13 protein-coding genes are annotated in these 18359 nt (G+C 71.9%); 4 read left to right on the forward strand and 9 right to left on the reverse strand.

Annotated features, from left to right (window positions below; genetic code table 11):
* Positions 1 to 85: 85 nt before the first annotated feature.
* From ACODT5_RS33450 to ACODT5_RS33460, 3 genes are all read right to left on the reverse strand, one after another.
* Positions 86 to 1594, reverse strand: a complete 1509-nt coding sequence (locus ACODT5_RS33450; RefSeq protein ID WP_422522838.1) for a serine/threonine-protein kinase — start codon at positions 1592 to 1594, stop codon at positions 86 to 88.
* Entirely contained in the window at positions 1591 to 2214 is a 624-nt protein-coding gene (locus tag ACODT5_RS33455) for a hypothetical protein (protein WP_422522839.1), read from the reverse strand. The genes ACODT5_RS33450 and ACODT5_RS33455 overlap by 4 nt, the downstream gene beginning before the upstream one ends.
* A 175-nt stretch (positions 2215 to 2389) precedes the next feature.
* Positions 2390 to 4510: an N-6 DNA methylase gene (locus tag ACODT5_RS33460; RefSeq protein WP_422522840.1), complete on the reverse strand. Its 2121-nt coding sequence runs from the start codon at positions 4508 to 4510 to the stop codon at positions 2390 to 2392.
* A 146-nt stretch (positions 4511 to 4656) separates the two neighbouring features.
* Here ACODT5_RS33460 and ACODT5_RS33465 point away from each other — a divergent pair, with 146 nt between their 5' ends.
* Complete coding sequence (locus tag ACODT5_RS33465; RefSeq protein WP_422522841.1) at positions 4657 to 5340, forward strand: Rv1352/Rv1906c domain-containing protein; 684 nt, start codon at positions 4657 to 4659, stop codon at positions 5338 to 5340.
* A 347-nt stretch (positions 5341 to 5687) separates the two neighbouring features.
* Here the strand turns inward: ACODT5_RS33465 and ACODT5_RS33470 are convergent, their stop codons facing one another.
* From ACODT5_RS33470 to ACODT5_RS33480, 3 genes are all read right to left on the reverse strand, one after another.
* Entirely contained in the window at positions 5688 to 6419 is a 732-nt protein-coding gene (locus tag ACODT5_RS33470; protein ID WP_422522842.1) for a DsbA family protein, read from the reverse strand.
* A 99-nt stretch (positions 6420 to 6518) separates the two neighbouring features.
* On the reverse strand, positions 6519 to 7223 hold the full coding sequence (locus ACODT5_RS33475; RefSeq protein ID WP_422522843.1) for an HNH endonuclease family protein: 705 nt from the start codon (positions 7221 to 7223) through the stop codon (positions 6519 to 6521).
* 111 nt (positions 7224 to 7334) lie between these two features.
* A complete protein-coding gene (locus ACODT5_RS33480; protein WP_422522844.1) occupies positions 7335 to 7817 on the reverse strand; it encodes an HNH endonuclease family protein in 483 nt (160 codons plus the stop codon).
* Positions 7818 to 7927: 110 nt separating this feature from the next.
* Here ACODT5_RS33480 and ACODT5_RS33485 point away from each other — a divergent pair, with 110 nt between their 5' ends.
* Positions 7928 to 8089, forward strand: coding sequence for an Rv0909 family putative TA system antitoxin (locus ACODT5_RS33485; RefSeq protein ID WP_422522845.1), 162 nt, complete (start codon positions 7928 to 7930; stop codon positions 8087 to 8089).
* Positions 8090 to 8200: 111 nt separating this feature from the next.
* On the opposite strand, the gene mfd is transcribed toward ACODT5_RS33485, so the two are convergent.
* From mfd to ACODT5_RS33500, 3 genes are all read right to left on the reverse strand, one after another.
* Positions 8201 to 11761 carry a transcription-repair coupling factor gene (gene mfd / locus ACODT5_RS33490; RefSeq protein ID WP_422522846.1) on the reverse strand — a complete coding sequence of 1187 codons (3561 nt, stop codon included), beginning with the start codon at positions 11759 to 11761 and terminating at the stop codon, positions 8201 to 8203.
* 245 nt (positions 11762 to 12006) lie between these two features.
* Positions 12007 to 14580: an ABC transporter permease gene (locus ACODT5_RS33495; protein ID WP_422522847.1), complete on the reverse strand. Its 2574-nt coding sequence runs from the start codon at positions 14578 to 14580 to the stop codon at positions 12007 to 12009.
* On the reverse strand, positions 14577 to 15353 hold the full coding sequence (locus ACODT5_RS33500) for an ABC transporter ATP-binding protein (RefSeq protein WP_385378800.1): 777 nt from the start codon (positions 15351 to 15353) through the stop codon (positions 14577 to 14579). Before ACODT5_RS33500 ends, ACODT5_RS33495 begins: the two co-directional genes overlap by 4 nt.
* A gap of 344 nt (positions 15354 to 15697) precedes the next feature.
* On the opposite strand from ACODT5_RS33500, the gene ACODT5_RS33505 reads away from it, so the two are divergent.
* On the forward strand, positions 15698 to 17317 hold the full coding sequence (locus ACODT5_RS33505; RefSeq protein WP_422522848.1) for an MFS transporter: 1620 nt from the start codon (positions 15698 to 15700) through the stop codon (positions 17315 to 17317).
* A 71-nt stretch (positions 17318 to 17388) separates the two neighbouring features.
* Positions 17389 to 18231 carry an IPT/TIG domain-containing protein gene (locus ACODT5_RS33510; protein ID WP_422522849.1) on the forward strand — a complete coding sequence of 281 codons (843 nt, stop codon included), beginning with the start codon at positions 17389 to 17391 and terminating at the stop codon, positions 18229 to 18231.
* The last annotated feature ends 128 nt before the right edge of the window (positions 18232 to 18359 follow it).

The following is an 18359-nucleotide window of genomic DNA, read 5'->3' on the forward strand; positions in this document are numbered from 1 at the left end:
ACAGGGATGCGGACAGGACGCCGTACGGTACACCGCCGACCGGAACCCCCCGTTCCCGGGCCCTTGATCGCGACGGCGTGCCTCCTCAGCGCACCTGACCCAGCCATTGGAGGGTCCGGCGGACCTCCGCCGAGAAGGGGTGCGCCGGGCCGTGCAGGCGTTCCGCGTCGAAGAGCAGGCGGACCAGGGTGTCGTGGGCCGCCGGGCGGTCGCCGAGGGAGAGCAGCAGGTGGGCCATGCGGCGGCGGACCTCCAGGGGGAGGCCCGGGTCCGGGTTCGCGTAGTGGTTCTCGAACAGCGGCAGCAGCGCCCGGTACTCGGCCAGGGCGGCGGCCGGTTCGCCGAGTTGCTCCAGGCACTGGGCCGCGTCGTAGCGGAAGCGCAGGGACTGCGGGTCCCCGGCCGGGAACTCATCGGACAAACGGCGCAGTTCGGGCAGGGCGCGGCGGTACTGCCCGTCGTCCATCAGCGTGGCCGCGTACTGCTTGCGCAGGGAGCGGACCACCGGCGAGCGTTCGCCGTGCTGCTCGGCCGCGGCCGGCAGGATGCCGCCGAGGATGTCCACGGCCTGGGTGAGCATGCCCTGGTCCAGGAGCTTCTTCGCCTCCTCCACGGCCGCCGGCACGTCCGGCCTCGGCGGTGCGGGCGGGGTCGCGGGCCGGGGCGGGATCACGGTGGCGCGGTCGGGCCAGGGGGCCTGCGGACGCAGGAAGGGGCGGGTCGGATCGAGCGGGCCGGTGGGGGCGCCCGAGCCCGGGTGCGGCAGCAGCGGCGCGAGGGCCGCGTACACCGCCTGCGCGGAGGCGGGCCGCTCCTGGGGGTCCTTCGCGAGCAGCTGGAGGAGTACGGCTTCCAGCTGTTGCGGGACCTCGGGGCGCAACTGGCGCACCGGGAGCGGGGGTTCGTACAGGTGGCGGTGGAGCACCCCGAGCGCGGTGGAGCCGGCGAAGGGGACGTTGCCCGACAGCAGCTCGTACAGGACGACGCCGAGCGCGTAGAGGTCGGTGTGCGGGCCGACGGCACCGCCCATGGCCTGCTCGGGGGCCATGTACGCGGGGCTGCCGATCGGTGAACCGGTGCTGGTGAGGCGGGTGGTGTCGGTGTCCATCACGGAGGCGACACCGAGGTCCAGGACCAGCACGGTCCCGTCGGGACGGACCATGACGTTGCGCGGCTTCAAATCCCGGTGGACGATCGGCACCGCGTGCACGGCCGACAGCACCGAGCACAGCTGCGCGATCACCGACACCGCCCACGACCACGGGTACGGATCGTGCTCGGCGAGGTGGTCGGCGAGGTCGGAGCCCTCCACGTACCCCATGACGAGGTACAGCTCGTCGCCGTCGCTGCCCGCGTCGTGCACGGTGACCAGCCCGGGGTGGTCCACCTGCGCCGTGACCCGGCATTCGCGCACGAAGCGGCGGCGCAGCTCCTCGGCCACGGAGCCGGGGCCGGCCACCTTGTCGGGGCGCAGCAGTTTGACCGCGACGCGGCGGTCCAGGCGCCGGTCGTACGCGGTCCAGACCTGGCCCATGCCGCCCTGGCCCAGGATGGTGGCGAGCTGGTAGCGGTCGCCGATGAGCCGGTCCGTCACGGGCGGGGGCCCTCGTTGTGGGGCGGCTGCTGCTTGCGCAGGAGCTCGCTGAGCTCGTCGAGTTCGGCGCGGACCTGCCCGATGCGCGGGGGCGGCGTCGGGGCGGGCGCGGGCTCGGGGACCTGCTGGGAGGCGGGCGGGTAGCCGTACGCGGGAGCCTGCTGCTGCTGCTGCTGCTGGGGCTGGGGCTGGGGCTGCTGACGGTGCGGCTGCTGATGCTGCTGCGGTACGTACGGCGCGGGCGGCGGCGGATACCAGGCGGCGTGCTGCCCCGCCCCGCCCACCGCGTGGTGGCGGATGTCGGCCGCGAGGAAGTACGCGGTGACGCTCAGGCCGGTGAGGATCGTGAGGGAGGCACCGACGTTGGCCTGCCAGCCGCTGTTGTCGGGCGTCGGGTCGAGCCCGCTCAGCAGCACCCAGAAGAACTCGGTGACCACGGACGCGCCCATCAGCCACCAGTCCCTGGGCCGGCGGGTGACCAGCGCGAGCCGCAGCATCGTCCCCCACGCGAGGAGTCCGCAGCTCAGGACGGGGAGCAGCGCGAACAGCACGCGGAGCGTCACCACGCTCCCGGTGCTGGGCCGGTGACCGAGGGGCGGCGGGGTGCCGGGGCCGTGCATCGCTGCTCCTGACGGGCCGTACGGAGGAAGGGCGGGAAGCGTGAAGCGGGGGACTGCGGGAAATACGGGGTGGTGCCGGGTCTGAGCGTATACAGCGTTTCCGGCCGGGAGTGAGGGGATGCGCGAACCGTTGTACGGTCGCCGCCCGGGCGGCCCGCTCCCCCGGGCCGCGCGCTCATTCCGGCCGGACCGTACCGTCCGACAGCCCGTCGTACAGCCCCTGTACGAGCTGCTCCCCGAGCCTGGCGGCGAGCCTCAGGGCGTCCTCGAACTCGGCGAGCGCCCGGAACCGCGCCCCGTACACCTCCTGCTCCGTCCGTGGCAGCCGGGGCAGTTCGAGGCGGCGCACGTCGAGGCGGGTCGTGGTGGAGGCGTGACTGCTGGCGCGGCGGTTGTTGGCGGTGGCGCGCAGGAAGCCGGCCAGGAACCAGGGGTCCAGCGCGGCCGGGTCGGGCCGCAGCAGCTGCAGGCCCCGGCCGAGCGCCGCCCCGGCGGTGGCCGCGTCGACCACGCGGGCCACGCCCGCGCCTCCGGTGAGCGGGACGACCACGTCGCCGGGTGCGGTGAGCAGCGGCGTCTCCGCGGCGGCGGTCAGGGTGCCGGAGGGTCCGGTGCCGGCGCTCACGTCGTACTCGGTCAGGACGGGGGCCCGGCCCGCGCCGCTGCCGGTGCCCGTGTACAGCAGCAGGGCTCCGGCGCGGGCGAGTTCGCCGACGGTGGTCATCGGCAGCCGGGCCGGCTCCGCGGCGGGCCGGTCCGGGGAGGCGGCGGGCGGGGCCGGCGGGGTGAGCCGGGCCGCGCGGGTCAGCGTCGAGTCCAGCCGGTCCCGTACGGCGGTCAGCTCGGCCACGCCGCCGCCCGCGGAGGGCGGCGGCAGGTGGCGGGCGGGGGTCAGGTCCACGTCGTCGTCGAGCAGGTCCACGACGGGCACCACCCGGCGCACGCCGGGGACGTCCGGGACGTCCGGGGCCGGGCCGCCGCGCTCGTACGCCGTCCAGGCCTCCTCCACCGCGCTGTGCACGGCGGCCCACCCGGACCGCCCGGGCCCCGGCCCGGACCCGTCGGCGAGTGCGGCCGTGTCCACGAGGAGCAGCCCGGAGGGGGGCGCCGCGTGCGGGGCGGGCCTGCGCAGCACCCACAGGTGCAGCGGGATCCCGTACGGCGGCGCGGCGCCGGCCGGGAGGGCGACGACGGCCCGCAGCGCGCCCCGGCGCAGCAGGTCGGCGCGGATGCGGCGGCCTGAGCGGCGGGCGGCGGCGGCGGGCGGCATGAGCAGGACGGCGGTGCCGCCCTCGCGCAGGTGGGCCAGGGCGTGCTGGACCCAGGCGAGTTCGGATTCGGCGCGAGCGGGCAGCCCGTACTCCCAGCGCGGGTCGTAGGCCAGCTCCTCGTGGCCCCAGTTGCGTTCGTTGAAGGGCGGGTGGCAGAGCACGGCGTCGGCCGGTTCGGCGGCGGGGCGCGCGAAGGCGTCGGCGCGCAGGCTGTCGGCGGCGGCCGCGCGGACCGGCGCGTCCGACTGCAGGGCGAGGCGCAGGGCGGCGAGGGAGGCGAGCTCGGGCGAACTGTCCTGCGCGTAGCGGGCGGTGGCCCCGGGGACTGCGCGCAGCAGGCTGCCGGTGCCGCAGGCGGGGTCCAGGACGGTCTTGACCGAGGGCCCGGCGAGGGCGGCCATGAGGGTGGCGAGCCCGTCCGGAGTGAGCGTGTACTGGCGGGGGTTGGCTTCGAGGTGGCGGCCGAGCAGGAACTCGAAGGCACCCCTGGTGCCCAGTTCGGCGGCGAGCTCGGCGGCGGCCCGCAGGAAGGGTATCGAGGCGGGCCGCAGCGGGCCGGTGGCTCCGAGCGGGTGCGCGGGCCCGAACCGCAGGGCGAGCACCCGGTCGACGGCGGGCGCGAGCAGGGCGGCCATCCGCGCGTCGGAGACGGCCGAGGCCTCCAGCCACTCCATGGGCCGGTCCCGTACGAGCAGCAGCGCGCTCCCGGCCTTGACGAGCGCGGCGACGGAGCCGCCGGGGTGCGCGGCGACGTACTGCCAGACGCGTTCGCGCAGCGGGACTTCGGCGAGCTTGCCCTGGGCGCGGAGCCAGTCGGTGACCTCGGCCAGCGCGAAGGAGGGGCTGGTGTCGGTGCCGCCGACGGGGCGGGGGAAGTCGGCATGGCGGCGGCGCCAGTTGCTCACGGCGGCGCGGCCGACTCCCGCGAGGCGGGCGATCTCGGCGGCGGTGACTTCGGGGGCGGTGACCTCGGCGGCGGCTTCAGGGGCGGCTGGGGCCTCGGTGGGGGGCTTCTGCTCCGGCATGTGCGCGAGCATACAGCTGCAAAGAGGAGAGACCGCTTCACAGTGTGAATTTAACAATCTCTCAGGAACTCGTTGACTCGGTTCACAAGCTCTGCTGTGATGATCACACCGAACAGGCCGTCAGATCTCAGGCAGGAGCCACCCACATGTCCCCCACCACGCGCACCAGTTGGATCGCCCGGACCTCCCGCACCTCCCGCACCTCCCGCACCTCCCGCAACAGGGTCCTGACGGGCTGCGGCGCGGCCATCGCCCTCGTGACCCTCAGCGCGTGCGGCGGCGCCGACACCACCACCGACAAGGGCGCCGACGCGGGCAAGGCGAAGTCGGCCATCAAGGGCACCGGCACCTTCCAGGTCGGTTCCGACGTCCAGCCGGGCCTCTACCGCTCGACGGGCAACACGGCCGACGACAACTGCTACTGGGAGCGCGCCAAGGACTCCAAGGGCGAGGTCGATTCGATCATCGACAACGACAACGCCGTCGGCTCCACGTACGCGGCCATCGTCGCCACCGACAAGATCTTCAAGACCGAGGGCTGCAAGGGCTGGGAGCTCGTGGACCCGAAGGCCAAGGGCACTCCGAAGGCCGGGATCTCCGGCAAGGCCGGCATGCTCAAGGTCGGCGTCGACGTCGCCCCGGGCACCTACAAGTCCGCCGGTTCCACCGAGGACGGCAGCGGCTGCTACTGGGAGCGCACCAAGGACGCGTCCGGCAGCATCGAAACCGTCATCGCCAACGAGAACCCCGAGGGCCAGGCCGTCGTGACGATCGCCGCCGGGGACGGCTTCTTCAAGACCGCCGACTGCCAGGACTGGAAGAAGTCCTGATCCAGACCCTGATGCAGGGGCAGCAGGAGAAGTAGTAGCAGGAGTAGTAGGGGGTGGTCCGGGGCCCGACACAGGGTGACCCAGGACCTGATGCAGGGGGGTGGTCCGGGGCCCGGCCGATACGGCGGCCCCAGGACCCGACCCCCAGGGGGCGGATCAGCGCAGCCGCTCCGGCGGGCGGGTGGGACTGCCCCCGGTCGGCAGGCGCTCCGCGGGACAGCCGGCCAGTGCAGGCCCAACTCGCCGGGGGAGAGGACGGAGCGGTCAAGCAGCTCCGTCGTTCCCGGACATCCGTCGGGTCGCCGTCGGTTCTGCCGTGACTCACCAGACCGTTACCCAGTGTGTGGCTAGTTGTGGGCTGAGTTCAGGAGCTGGCTGAACGAGTCCTCCTCGAAGAGCCAGCCGTACTGGTCACCCGTGATCTGGGTGCCGTTGATGACGACCGTGGGGGTGCCAGGGCCGCGTGGGTCGTCGCCGCCGGCTGCCTCGTACGTCTTCTCCGATGCGGTGACGAAGTCTTTGTATTTCATCGTCGTCACAGCGGAGTCGAAGGCCTCGCTCCGCAGCCCCTCCACCTGGCCTGCGAGTTCGAGCAGGGATTGCGTGGTGTAACCGCCTGCGGGTTCGTTCTTGACCATGTTCTCGAAGAGCACGGCGTGGTACTCGGTGAACTTGCCCGCGTCCAGCGCCGCGCGAAGGGCGTTGACCGCCCTCTTCGATCCGTCTCCGCCCACGCGGTCGTCCCTGAAGGACGCGAGCGTGTACTCCGTCTTGGCCGCACGCCGCAGCGTCATCTTGCGCAGCACCGGGGCGCCGGTCGCCTCGAACTCCTCGACGACCGGGCAGCGCGGGTCCTCGTACAGCCGGACCGTGGTGGCCGCAGCCGGGTCGCCCACCACGATCGTCGTGCCGTCCGCGGCCAGTTCCTCCGGCAGCTCCCCGACACTCGCGTAGGCCGCTGGCAGAGGTGCGCCGGCGCCCTTGCCATCCGTGGACTGGGCCTGCGCTGCGCAGCCCGCCATCATCAGCACAGCGATTCCGGCCGCGCTTTTTCCGGCCAGCCCTCTTACGCTCTTCACCTGCGGATTCCCTCCCCTTGACCGCGCCGACTCTAGGCGCCCCAGGTCACGAATCGCACGGCGATTTCACGTCCGGCACACTGCACGAGCGGGCTGTCCTCAACCGCCGCACTGCTTGAGCATCATGTTCTTGTCCGCCGCCGTCACAGAAAGCTCGTACTTCTGCGCCACCTGCGCGAACCGCACCGCGTACGAGCATCGGATGGCTTTGTTCGGCGGCAGCCAGGAAGCCGGGCCGGAGTCGCCCTTGGACGAGTTGGCCCGTCCCGACACCGGCAGGAGGTTCAGACCGTCGTTGGCGAATCGCTGCCGCTTCGCCCCGTCCCATCGGGAGGCCCCCATCTGCCACGCGTATGACAGCGGCACGACATGGTCTATCTGTACCTCGGCCGCCTTCTCCTTCTTCCAGGCGATGTCCTTGCCCGTGTACGGGTCGGGCAGGGTCATCGACGCCACCACGCAGTCCGAGCCAGGCCGGAACCGGACCGCCCTGCCGTCACGTTTCAGCAGGTCATTGCGGGTGTCGCAGCCGTTACGGGCGAAGGCGACCCCGTCGGCGGTGTCCATCCAGGCCGGGCCGAACTCCTTGCGCTCGTAGCCGGTCTTCGACCCGCGCCCCTTGGTCGTGACCTTGTCGATCAGGTCGCGAGCCGCTGACTTCTCGCTCTCTGCGGCGATCGCCGCAAGGCCCGGCTTGGTGCCGTCCGCGTTGGCGAGTGGACCCGCCACCCCACGGTCGCCCACCGGTTCGCCGCCGCCCTCCGGCCCGGTCACCGCGCAGGCAGCCAGGACTGCCCCCGCCACGGCAAGGAAGCACCCAGCCACCGACGCGCGGGAGACCCGCGCCCCCACCCTGTTCACCTGGACAACCCCGCTCAGCCGATTCCGTACGTGAGACACAACACCGTGAGACACCTAAACAGCCCACATAAGATCGTTGGCGAAGGCGATCCGCTTGCCCTTGTCCCAGCCCCCGGCCCCTTTCTGCCAGGCGTCGGAGAGGGCCACGACGTGGTCGATGTCCACGCCGGTGCGGCCGCGCTCGTGCGTGATGCGGGCGCCGGTGTAGGGGTCCTTCTCCAGCACCCCGGTCAGCACCTTGCAGCCGTCCTTGAAGGTGGTCCGGACGAGGTCCCGCTTGAGGATGTCCTCGCGGGTCCCGCAGCCGCTGCCGTCCGTGTCCAGCCAGCCCTTGCCGAACTGCTCGCGCGCGTACCCCGTCTTCGGCGCCCGCCCCTTGACCGCGAGCCCGTCCACCGAGGTCAGGGCCACCGGCCCGTTCGCCGGGCCCGGGACGTTCACGTTCGCGCCGGCGCCGGGCCCGGTGGGCACCGTACAGGCGGAGAGCGCGACGGCCGAGGCGAGCAGGACGCCATGAAACAGCAGATGGGGACGCATAGGACAAGATCATAAACTCCATGGCTTTACGGGATGTTCCGACTCTCCAGCGGGCGAACCACCTCAAACGGGCGTAGCGTCGCAAACGGGATTACGGAAGGAGCCCGAGCATGGGGATTTTCGACAGGTTCAAGGACAAGGGCAAGGACATCTCGGACAACCTCGAACAAGAGGCCAACGAGAAGACCGGCAACAAGTACGCGGAGCAGATCGACAAGGCCCAGCAGCAGATGGAAGAGAAGCTCGGCATCGACGACGACCCGAACAAGTAGCCCCTGCGGGAACGCGAACGGCCGCGACCCGGGACCGGCAGGTCCCCGTCGCGGCCGTCGCCGTGTCTGCGCGCGCCCTGCCTACGGGCGCTGTGGCTGCGCGCGCCGCTCCTACGAACCGAGGATCGTCGCGAGGAACTCCCCGGTCCAGCCCAGCAGTTCCCGTCCGACCAGCGGCTTCCCGCCCACCCGGGCCGTCTTCGGCCGCGGCACCAGCACCTGCGAGGCGGCCGGCTTGATGACCGACCCCGGGTAGAGCCGCTTCAGCCGCAGCTCCTGCGATTCGCGCAACTCCACCGGCCCGAAGCGGATGTTGGGGCCCTGGAGGGTGATGTCGCCGACCCCGCAGGCGCGGGCGAGCATCCGCAGTCCGGCCACCAGCAGCAGGTTCTCCACCGGCTCGGGCAGCTTGCCGTAGCGGTCGGTGAGTTCCTCGCGGACCGCCTTGACGTCCTCCTCGGAGTTGGCCGCCGCGATGGACCGGTACGCCTGGAGGCGCAGCCGCTCGCCCGGCGCGTAGTCGTGCGGAACGTGCGCGTCGACCGGCAGCTCGATCTTGACCTCCAGCGGCGGCTCCTCCTCCACTCCGCCGTCGATCGCGGCCCGGTAGTCGGCCACGGCCTCGCCGACCATCCGGATGTAGAGGTCGAAGCCGACGCCCGCGATGTGACCGGACTGCTCGCCGCCGAGCAGGTTGCCCGCGCCGCGGATCTCCAGGTCCTTCATCGCCACGTACATGCCCGCGCCCATCTCGGTGTGCTGGGCGATCGTGGCGAGCCGCTCGTGCGCGGTCTCGGTCAGCGGCTTCTCCGGCGGGTACAGGAAGTACGCGTACCCGCGCTCGCGGCCACGGCCCACGCGGCCGCGCAGCTGGTGGAGCTGGGAGAGGCCGAAGTTGTCGCCGCGCTCGACGATGAGGGTGTTGGCGTTGGAGATGTCGATGCCGGATTCGACGATCGTCGTGGAGACGAGGACGTCGAACTTCTTCTCCCAGAAGTCCACCACGACCTGTTCCAGGGCCTGTTCGGACATCTGGCCGTGCGCCGTCGCGATGCGCGCCTCGGGCACGATCTCGCGGAGCTTGGCGGCCGCCCGGTCGATGGACTCGACCCGGTTGTGGATGTAGAAGCACTGGCCCTCGCGGAGCAGCTCGCGGCGGATCGCGGCGCCGATCTGCTTCTCCTCGTAGGGGCCGACGAAGGTCAGGACCGGGTGGCGCTCCTCGGGCGGGGTGGTGATCGTGGACATCTCGCGGATGCCGGTCACCGCCATCTCCAGGGTGCGCGGGATGGGGGTCGCGGACATCGTCAGCACGTCGACGTTGGCGCGCAGCTTCTTCAGCTGCTCCTTGTGCTCGACGCCGAACCGCTGCTCCTCGTCGACGATGACCAGGCCCAGGTCCTTGAACTTGGTCTCCTGCGAGAACAGCCGGTGCGTGCCGATGACGATGTCGACGGAGCCCTCGCGCAGGCCCTCCAGGGTCGCCTTCGACTCGCCCTCGCTCTGGAAGCGCGACAGCGGCTTCACCTTGACCGGGAACTGCGCGTACCGCTCGGAGAAGGTCCCGAAGTGCTGCTGCACCAGCAGCGTGGTCGGTACGAGGACGGCGACCTGCTTGCCGTCCTGGACCGCCTTGAAGGCGGCGCGCACCGCGATCTCGGTCTTGCCGTAGCCGACGTCGCCGCAGATCAGGCGGTCCATGGGGACCGACTTCTCCATGTCCTCCTTGACCTCGGCGATGGTGGTGAGCTGGTCGGGGGTCTCCGCGTACGGGAAGGCGTCCTCCAGCTCGCGCTGCCAGGGGGTGTCGGGGCCGAAGGTGTGGCCGGGGGCGGCCATCCGGGCGCTGTAGAGCTTGATCAGGTCGGCGGCGATCTCCTTGACCGCCTTCTTCGCGCGCGCCTTGGTCTTGGTCCAGTCGGCGCCGCCGAGCCGGTGCAGGGTCGGGGCCTCGCCGCCGACGTACTTGGTGACCTGCTCCAGCTGGTCGGTGGGGATGTAGAGGCGGTCGCCGGGCTGGCCGCGCTTGGCCGGCGCGTACTCGACGAGGAGGTACTCACGGGTCGCGCCCTGCACGGTGCGCTGCACCATCTCGATGTAGCGGCCGACGCCGTGCTGCTCGTGGACGATGTAGTCGCCGACCCCCAGGGTGAGGGGGTCGATCGTCTTGCGGCGCCGGGCCGGCATCCGGCCGAGGTCCTTGGTGGCGGTGCGCTGGCCGGTCAGGTCGGTCTCGGTGAGGACGGCGAGCTTGAGGGCCGGGTCGACGAAGCCGTTGTCGAGGGAGCCGCACGAGACGTGGACGAGCGAGGGCTCCAGGACGGTGACGTCCGCCTCCAGGCGGGCCGCGATGCCCTCGCCGCCGAGCACCTCGACGGTACGGGCGGCCGGGCCGTGGCCCTCGGTGAGGTAGACGGTGCGCCAGCCGTCGGCGATCCAGGCCTTGGTGTCGGCGAGTGCGCGGGCGGTGTCGCCGCGGTAGGCCTCGGGGGCGTGCATGCCGAGGGTGAGGCTGTCGCTGCCGGCCGCTCCCGCCGCGTCAGCGGCATATGTCAGCGTGTCGTCGGCGGCGAACGGGGACACCGACCACCACATCATGCCGAGCTCGCGCGCGTGCTCCCGTACGTCGGCGATCCCGCGGAGCGAGGCCGCGCCCACGTCGATGGGGGCCTCGCCACCGCCGGCGGTGGCGGCCCAGGAGGCCATCAGGAACTCCTGCGAGGTCGCCACCAGGTCGGAGGCGCGCGTGCGGACCCGCTCCGGGTCGCACACGACGGCCATCGACCCGGCCGGCAGTACGTCGATCAGCAGCTCCATGTCGTCGACCAGGACCGGGGCCAGGGACTCCATGCCCTCGACGGCGATCCCTTCGGCGATCTTGTGGAGCAGTTCCCCGAGCTCGGGGTGGAGCTCGGCCAGCGCCGCGGCGCGCTCGCGCACCTCGTCGGTGAGGAGGAGCTCCCGGCAGGGCGGGGCCCACAGGCCGTGCTCGGCGATCTCCAGGGAGCGCTGGTCGGCGACCTTGAAGTAACGGATCTCCTCGACCTCGTCGCCCCAGAACTCCACGCGCAGCGGGTGTTCCTCGGTGGGCGGGAACACGTCGAGGATGCCGCCGCGCACCGCGAACTCGCCGCGCTTCTCGACGAGCTCCACGCGGGCGTACGCGGCGGCGGCCAGTGCCTGCGTCACCGCGCCGAGGTCCACGCTCTCGCCCTGGCGCAGGCTCACCGGGACCAGGTCCCCGAGCCCCTTGACCTGCGGCTGGAGCACGGAGCGGATCGGCGCGACGACCACGGAGACCGGGCCCGCGGCCGGGTCGTCCTTGCTCGGGTGCGCGAGGCGGCGCAGTACGGCGATGCGGCGGCCGACGGTGTCGCTGCGCGGGCTCAGCCGCTCGTGCGGGAGCGTCTCCCAGGAGGGGTACTCCGCGACCTCGTCGGGGTTGAGCATCGAGCGCAGCGCGGCGGCCAGGTCCTCGGCCTCCCGCCCGGTGGCGGTCACCGCGAGCACGGTGCGCCCGGTACGGGCGGCCAGCGCGGCGATGGCGAAGGGCCGGGCGGCGGCCGGGCCGACGAGGTCCACGTGCATGCGGTTGCCGTCCCCGGCCGCGGTGACCGCCTCTGCGAGTGCGGGGTCCCGGGTGACGGCGTCGAGCAGTCCGTGCAGGCTCATGAAGGCGGCTTTCCGTCCGGTGAGGTGCGGCGAGTTCCCGCGGGGCGGCAACGCGAAGGACCCGACACGTCGAACGGGCCGGGGGTTCCCACCCTACGACGCGGGTCCGACAGCCGCGCGCAGGATTCGGACGGCCGGCGGTGGTGGCGGCGGGCCACCCGGTCCTTCCGCGAACGACCGCGGCCCCGCCCCACCCGAACGGGTGAGGCGGGGCCGCGGCGTTCCCCCGTACGACCGCCCGGCGACTACTCGCTGGCGATCGCGTTCAGGACGTTCATCCGGCCCGCCCGGAAGGCGGGGACCAGGGCGGCCAGCAGGCCGACCAGGGCGGAGCCGGCGAACACGCCGAGGATGGTGGGCCACGGGATCTCGAGGATCTTCATGCCCTGCAGTGCGAGGAGCTGGTGGGCGGTGGCGCCCCAGCCCATGCCCAGGCCGAGGCCGAGCAGGGCGCCGAAGAGGGCGATGACCACCGACTCCAGGCGGATCATGCGGCGCAGCTGGCGGCGGGAGAGGCCGATGGCGCGCATCAGGCCGATCTCGCGGGTCCGCTCGACCACCGAGAGGGCCAGGGTGTTCACCACGCCCAGGACCGCGACGATGATCGCGAGGGCGAGGAGGGCGTAGACCACGTTCAGCAACTGGCCGACCTGGTCCTTGAGCGCCTGCTTGTAGTCGGTCTGGTTGAGCACCTGGTACTGCGGGTACTCGGCGAGGTCCGCCTTGACCGCTGCGTAGGCGGCGGCGTCCTGGCCGTCCTTCGCGGTGGCCAGCAGCATGAAGGGCCTGGGCATCTTGTCGGCCGGCAGGTTCGCCTCGGCGAGGGCGGTGCTGACGTACTTCATGCCCTTGTCGAGGTTGCCCTCGTCGCTGGTGATCGCCGCGACCTTGAGCTTGACGGTCTTGCCGCCGGTGAAGGCGACCGTCAGCTCGTCACCGAGCTTGATCCGGTGCTTGGTGGCGTATTCGGAGCCCACCGACATCGAGCCCGGCTTGTACGCGTCCGCGTGCTCGCCGGCGGTCGTCTTGCGTCGGACGTCCTTGGCGTAGGTGGGGTCCATGGCTCCGAGGCCGTCGGACTCGGTGGTCCCGTCGGGGGCCGTGATCTTGGCGTCGACCTCCCGGTAGGCGGTGACGTGCGCCAGCCCCTGGGTGGCCCGCAGCGCCTCTTCGGCCTGCGGTACGACCGGCTGCCCGGTCTGGGACTGGACGATGAAGTCCGCCCCGACCGACTTGTCGAGCTCGTCGGTGGCCGAGGCCACCATCGAGGAGCCGACCACCGACAGGCAGGCGACCAGCGCGAGGCCGATCATCAGCGCGGCGGCGGTGGCGCCGGTGCGGCGCGGGTTGCGCAGGGCGTTGCGCTCGGCGAGGCGGCCTATGGAACCGAAGGGACGCAGCACCGGGGCGGACAGGGCCCGGACCACGACGCTCGCGAGGAGCGGGCCGATCACGATGAAGCCGATGAGGGTGAACAGCACGCCCAGACCGAGCCACTGCGCTCCGGTTCCGGCGGCGTCGGCCGTCGCCGCGAGGTACAGGGCCGCGGCGCCGATGCCGGTGAGGCCCAGGCCCAGGGCGGCACGGATCCGGCCGGCCTTCTTGTCGCCGGGGGTGCCCGACTCGCGCAGGGCGGCCATCGGGGAGACCTTGCCGGCCCGGCGGGCCGGTATGAAGGCGGAGATGACGGTGACGACGACGCCGAGGACGATGCCGATGACCGGGGTGGTCCAGGCGATGGTGAGGTCCTCGGTGGACAGGCTCATGCCGAGCCCGCTCATGAGCTCCATCAGGCCGACGGCCAGTCCGATGCCGGCTGCGACGCCGAGGATCGAGCCGACCACGCCGAGCAGCAGGGCCTCGATGACCACCGACTTCAGGACCTGGCCGCTGTCGGCGCCGATGGCCCGCATCAGACCGATCTCACGGGTGCGCTGGGCGACCAGCATCGAGAAGGTGTTGAAGATCAGGAAGATCCCGACGAGGAAGGCGATCGCGGCGAAGCCGAGCATCACCCACTTCATGATGTCGAGGAAGTCCATGTTCTTGCGGTTGGCGTCCGCGGCTTCCTTGGCGGTCTGCAGCTGGTAGGCGTCGGCGCCGACGACGGAGGCGACGTTCGCCTTGAGCTGGGCGTCACTCACCCCGTCCTTGGCGGTGACGTTCAGGTGCGTGAAGGTGCCCTGGGCGCCGAGCAGCTTCTGCTGCGAGGTGGCGGTGTCGAAGTAGACGACGGTCGCGCCCGGGTTGGTCACGGTGAAGGCGGCGATACCGGTGATCTTGGAACGGATGTCGCCGGTGACGGCGATGGTCCGGATGTCGTCACCGAGCTTCAGATGGTGCTTCTTCGCGGTGTCGGCGTCGATCATCACGTCGGTGGGGCCGCGCGGGGCGTGCCCCTCGATGATCTTCATCGACCGCAGTTCGTTCTCGGTCCAGTTGCCCGCGAAGGTCGGGGCTCCCGTGGTCGAGCCGAGGTTCTCGTTCTTGGAGTTGACGACGGTGACCGCCATCGAGGACACGCCGCCCTCGACGGACTTCACGCCCTCGGCCTTCTTCACCTGCTCGACGAGCGAGCCGGCCAGTGTCTGCGGCTTGCCGGTGTCGGGGGTCTCCCCGCTGTTCTCGGCCTCCTTCGGAGTGACCGTGACATTGGAGTTGGTGACCGCGAACAGCTTGTCGAAGGTGGTGTTCATGGTGTCCGTGAACACCAGCGTCCCGCAGACGAAGGCGACGGAGAGCAGGACGGCGACGGCGGAGAGCGCCATCCGCCCCTTGTGCGCGACGAAATTGCGCCGCGCGGTCTTCATGACGGTCATGACGTCCGCCCACGCGCGTCGAAGTCCTTCATGCGGTCCAGGACCTGGTCGGCGGTGGGCGTGTGCATCTCGTCCACGATCCGGCCGTCGGCGAGGAAGATGACGCGGTCCGCGTAGGAGGCGGCGACCGGGTCGTGGGTGACCATGACGATGGTCTGGCCCAGCTCGTTCACCGAACGGCGCAGGAAGCCGAGGACCTCCGCGCCGGCCCGGGAGTCGAGGTTTCCGGTGGGCTCGTCGCCGAAGATGATCTGGGGCCGGGAGGCCAGGGCGCGGGCGACCGCCACGCGCTGCTGCTGGCCGCCGGAGAGCTCGGTCGGACGGTGCTTGAGGCGGCCCGCCAGACCCACGGTCTCCACCACCCGGTTCAGCCACTCGGCGTCGGCCTTGCGGCCGGCGATGTCCATGGGGAGCGTGATGTTCTCCAGGGCGTTGAGCGTCGGCAGCAGGTTGAAGGCCTGGAAGATGAAGCCGATCCGGTCGCGGCGCAGCTGCGTGAGCTTCTTGTCCTTCAGACCGGTGATCTCGGTGTCGTCCAGGAAGATCTGGCCGCTCGTGACCGTGTCCAGGCCGGCCAGGCAGTGCATCAGCGTGGACTTGCCGGAGCCCGAGGGCCCCATGATCGCGGTGAACTGGCCGCGCTGGATGTCCACGTCCACCGCGTCGAGGGCGACGACCCGCGTCTCGCCGGAGCCGTAGGCCTTGACGACCTTCCGCGCCCGCGCCGCGACGGCCTCATGCCCTCCAGTACCCCCGTGCCTGGTTTCGGTCATAGCCGTTGTCACGGTGTTTCCCCTCGTGTCGATGCGTGGTCCGAAGCATGTGATGCGCTTCATTCGAAGTCTGCTGGCCGGGGGTACCGCGGCGCGCTGGTGCCAATCGCCGTATCCATAGGGGTGCTAGCCCTACCCCCCGGACTCCCGCCCTGTAGAAACCAGTTAAGAAGAGTCACGGCCTTTCCTCCTCCTCCCCCGGGACGAGCCGTCCCTGGATCCTTGTGAGGACCAACCCCTAGGGGATCTCGCCCGTTGGGACGAGGCGCCCTGAGGGGATACCACCCCGCAATGCGGCAGTGAGAAGGTGTCCGCGCAGGTACGGACGGGGGGAAGGGTTGTTCATGGGCTCAGGGGAGAGCACGGGCGCGAGTACCGACGACAGCGCCGGAGGCATACCGGGGGGCGACCCCGCCGGAGCCGGAGGAACGGGCACAAGGAAGGGCACGGGCACGCGGGCGGCCTCACCGCCCGGGCGGCCCCGGAAGGCCGTCGTCGCCGCCCTGATGCTGACCATGGGCCTCGTCGCCCTCGACAGCGCCATCGTCGCCACCGCCGTCCCGCAGATCGTCGGCGACCTCGGCGGCTTCGCCGTCTTCTCCTGGATCTTCTCGGGCTACATCCTGGCCGGAACCGTCACCCTCCCCGTCTACGGCAAGCTCTCCGACACCTACGGCCGCAAGCCCGTCCTGCTCCTCGGCATCAGCCTCTTCCTGCTCGGCTCGCTGCTGTGCGCCGCCGCCTGGAACATGGCCGCCCTCATCGCCTTCCGGATCCTCCAGGGCCTGGGCGGCGGTGCCCTGCAGGGCACCGTCCAGACCCTGGCCGCCGACCTCTACCCGCTCAAGGACCGGCCGCGCATCCAGGCCCGGATGTCCGTGGTTTGGGCCACCTCGGCGCTGGCCGGCCCCGCGCTCGGCGGGCTGATCGCCACGTACACCGACTGGCGCTGGATCTTCCTGATCAACCTGCCGCTGGCCGCCGCCGCCCTGTGGGTCATCAGCCGCCACCTGGTCGAGCCCACCCGGGCCCCCGGCCGTACCGGCCCCGTCGACTGGGCGGGAGCCCTCGCCGTCTTCGCCTGCGGGGGGCTGCTGCTCTTCGCGCTGGTCCAGGGCGGGGTCGCCTGGCCCTGGCTGTCGGCGCCCTCGCTGGGACTGTTCGCGGCCGCCGTCGTGCTGGGCGTGCTCGTCGTCCGGATCGAACGCCGGGCCGAGCAGCCCATCCTGCCCGGCTGGGTGTGGCGCCGGCGCACCATCGCCGCCGTGAACCTGGCCATGGCCGGGCTGGGCCTGCTGATGGTCGCCCCGATGGTGTTCATGCCGACGTACGCCCAGTCCGTACTCGGCCTCGGCCCCACCGGCGCCGGTCTGGTCACCTCCGCGATGACCCTGAGCTGGCCGATCAGCGCCGCCCTCGCCCAGCACGTCTACCGGCGCATCGGCTTCCGCAACACCGCCGCGACCGGGGTCGCCCTGGCCGCCCTCATCCTCGGCTCCTTCACCCTGCTCCCCTACCCCGCCCCGGTCTGGCAGCCCGTACTGATCATGCTGCTGCTGGGCGCCGCCCTCGGCCTCTTCCAGCTCCCGCTGATCGTCGGGGTCCAGTCCACGGTGGGCTGGGAGGAGCGCGGAACCACGACGGCCTCGGTGCTGTTCTGCCGCAACGTCGGGCAGAGCGTCGGAGCGGCCCTGCTGGGCGCCGTGGCCAACGCCACCCTCGCCGGCCGGCTGGCGCAGGCCCCGGTGCCCGGACTCCCGGCGACCCTGGACGACGTGTCCAAGGCCCTGACCCACCCCGAACTCCTCCCCCCGGAGGCCGGTGAGTACCTGCGCTCGGCCGTGGCCGCCGCCGGCGACCACATCTTCCTCGGCGCGACCATCGCGGCGGCCGCGTCGGCGCTGGTGCTGCTGCTGGTGGCGCCGCGGCGGTTCCCCGTACTCCCGGAGCAGCGGGAGGGCTGAGAGGGAACTTGTCATGCTCGGGCCGAGTCGGTAACCCTTTTCGGAGACACCGCACTCCCCGGGGGACCCACATGACGTCCGCACTCCTCGCCCTCGCCTTACTGGCCGCCCTGGCGGGCCCGATCACCCTGCGCCTCACGCGCAACCCGGGCTTCGTCACCGGCCGCGACGGGCGCCTCTCCACCTCGACCACGCTCGCCCTGGCCTGGACGGTGATCCTTCTCTGGCTGCTCCTGGCGACCCTCGGCTACGGGCTCACCGCGGGCGGCGGCGTCGCCTGGTTCCAGGGCCCCGAGGGCCCCCTGTCCTCCCTGACGACCGTCTACCTCCCGCTGCTCGGGGGCCCGTACGCCGCCCTGATCGCGGCGAAGGCGGTGGTCGGCATGCGGGTGGAGCGGGGCTCCATCGCCAAACCGGCACCGAAGGGCACGGAGCGGCGCCCGGTACACGACCTGATCTCGAACGACGGCGGGCGGACCGACCTGGTCGACCTGCAGTACGTGGCCCTGAGCGCGGTCACGATGCTGTACGTGGTGGCGTTCTTCCTGACCGACGTGGGCGGCGGGCTGCCGAAGCTGCCGTCGGAGATGTGGGCGCTGACCGGGGCGCCGGCCGGGGCGTACCTGTTGAACAAGGTGGCGGTGCGGGGGAATCCGGTGATCACGCGGGTATCCGTGACGGAGGGTCTCCTGACCGTCGAGGGCGGCGGCTTCGGGGACAACCCGCGGGTCGAGGTGGACGGCACGCCCCTCCCGACGACCGTCACCCCGAGCGGGCCCCTGTCGGTGGAGCTCCCCCCGTCGACGCCGCCCACGTTCTCCGTGGTGGTAACCAACCACGGCCTCCGCAGCGACCCCTCACCCCACACCCCCCATTCCCCGCTACGCGGCACCCTCCCCCACACCCCCGCCTGAGGGCGTCCCACTGCCCGAGGCAGCCCCCGCAACCCCCACCGCTACGCGGGGCAAAGTCCCCGCAGCACCCCTTGCCGCTGCGCGGGGCGAAGCCCCCGCTGCGGCCCTTGCCGCTGCGCGGGGCAAAG

It is taken from the genome of Streptomyces tatrensis, assembly GCF_049310065.1.
Taxonomy (GTDB): Bacteria; Actinomycetota; Actinomycetes; order Streptomycetales; family Streptomycetaceae; genus Streptomyces.

What these genes read in the sequence shown, in the direction of transcription:
- ACODT5_RS33455 (WP_422522839.1), bottom strand. Translation starts at nt 2,214, where the DNA reads ATGCACGGCCCCGGCACCCCGCCGCCCCTCGGTCACCGGCCCAGCACC.
- ACODT5_RS33460 (WP_422522840.1), bottom strand. Translation starts at nt 4,510, where the DNA reads ATGCCGGAGCAGAAGCCCCCCACCGAGGCCCCAGCCGCCCCTGAAGCC.
- ACODT5_RS33465 (WP_422522841.1), top strand. Translation starts at nt 4,657, where the DNA reads ATGTCCCCCACCACGCGCACCAGTTGGATCGCCCGGACCTCCCGCACC.
- ACODT5_RS33480 (WP_422522844.1), bottom strand. Translation starts at nt 7,817, where the DNA reads ATGCGTCCCCATCTGCTGTTTCATGGCGTCCTGCTCGCCTCGGCCGTC.
- ACODT5_RS33485 (WP_422522845.1), top strand. Translation starts at nt 7,928, where the DNA reads ATGGGGATTTTCGACAGGTTCAAGGACAAGGGCAAGGACATCTCGGAC.
- mfd (WP_422522846.1), bottom strand. Translation starts at nt 11,761, where the DNA reads ATGAGCCTGCACGGACTGCTCGACGCCGTCACCCGGGACCCCGCACTC.
- ACODT5_RS33495 (WP_422522847.1), bottom strand. Translation starts at nt 14,580, where the DNA reads ATGACCGTCATGAAGACCGCGCGGCGCAATTTCGTCGCGCACAAGGGG.
- ACODT5_RS33500 (WP_385378800.1), bottom strand. Translation starts at nt 15,353, where the DNA reads ATGACCGAAACCAGGCACGGGGGTACTGGAGGGCATGAGGCCGTCGCG.
- ACODT5_RS33505 (WP_422522848.1), top strand. Translation starts at nt 15,698, where the DNA reads ATGGGCTCAGGGGAGAGCACGGGCGCGAGTACCGACGACAGCGCCGGA.
- ACODT5_RS33510 (WP_422522849.1), top strand. Translation starts at nt 17,389, where the DNA reads ATGACGTCCGCACTCCTCGCCCTCGCCTTACTGGCCGCCCTGGCGGGC.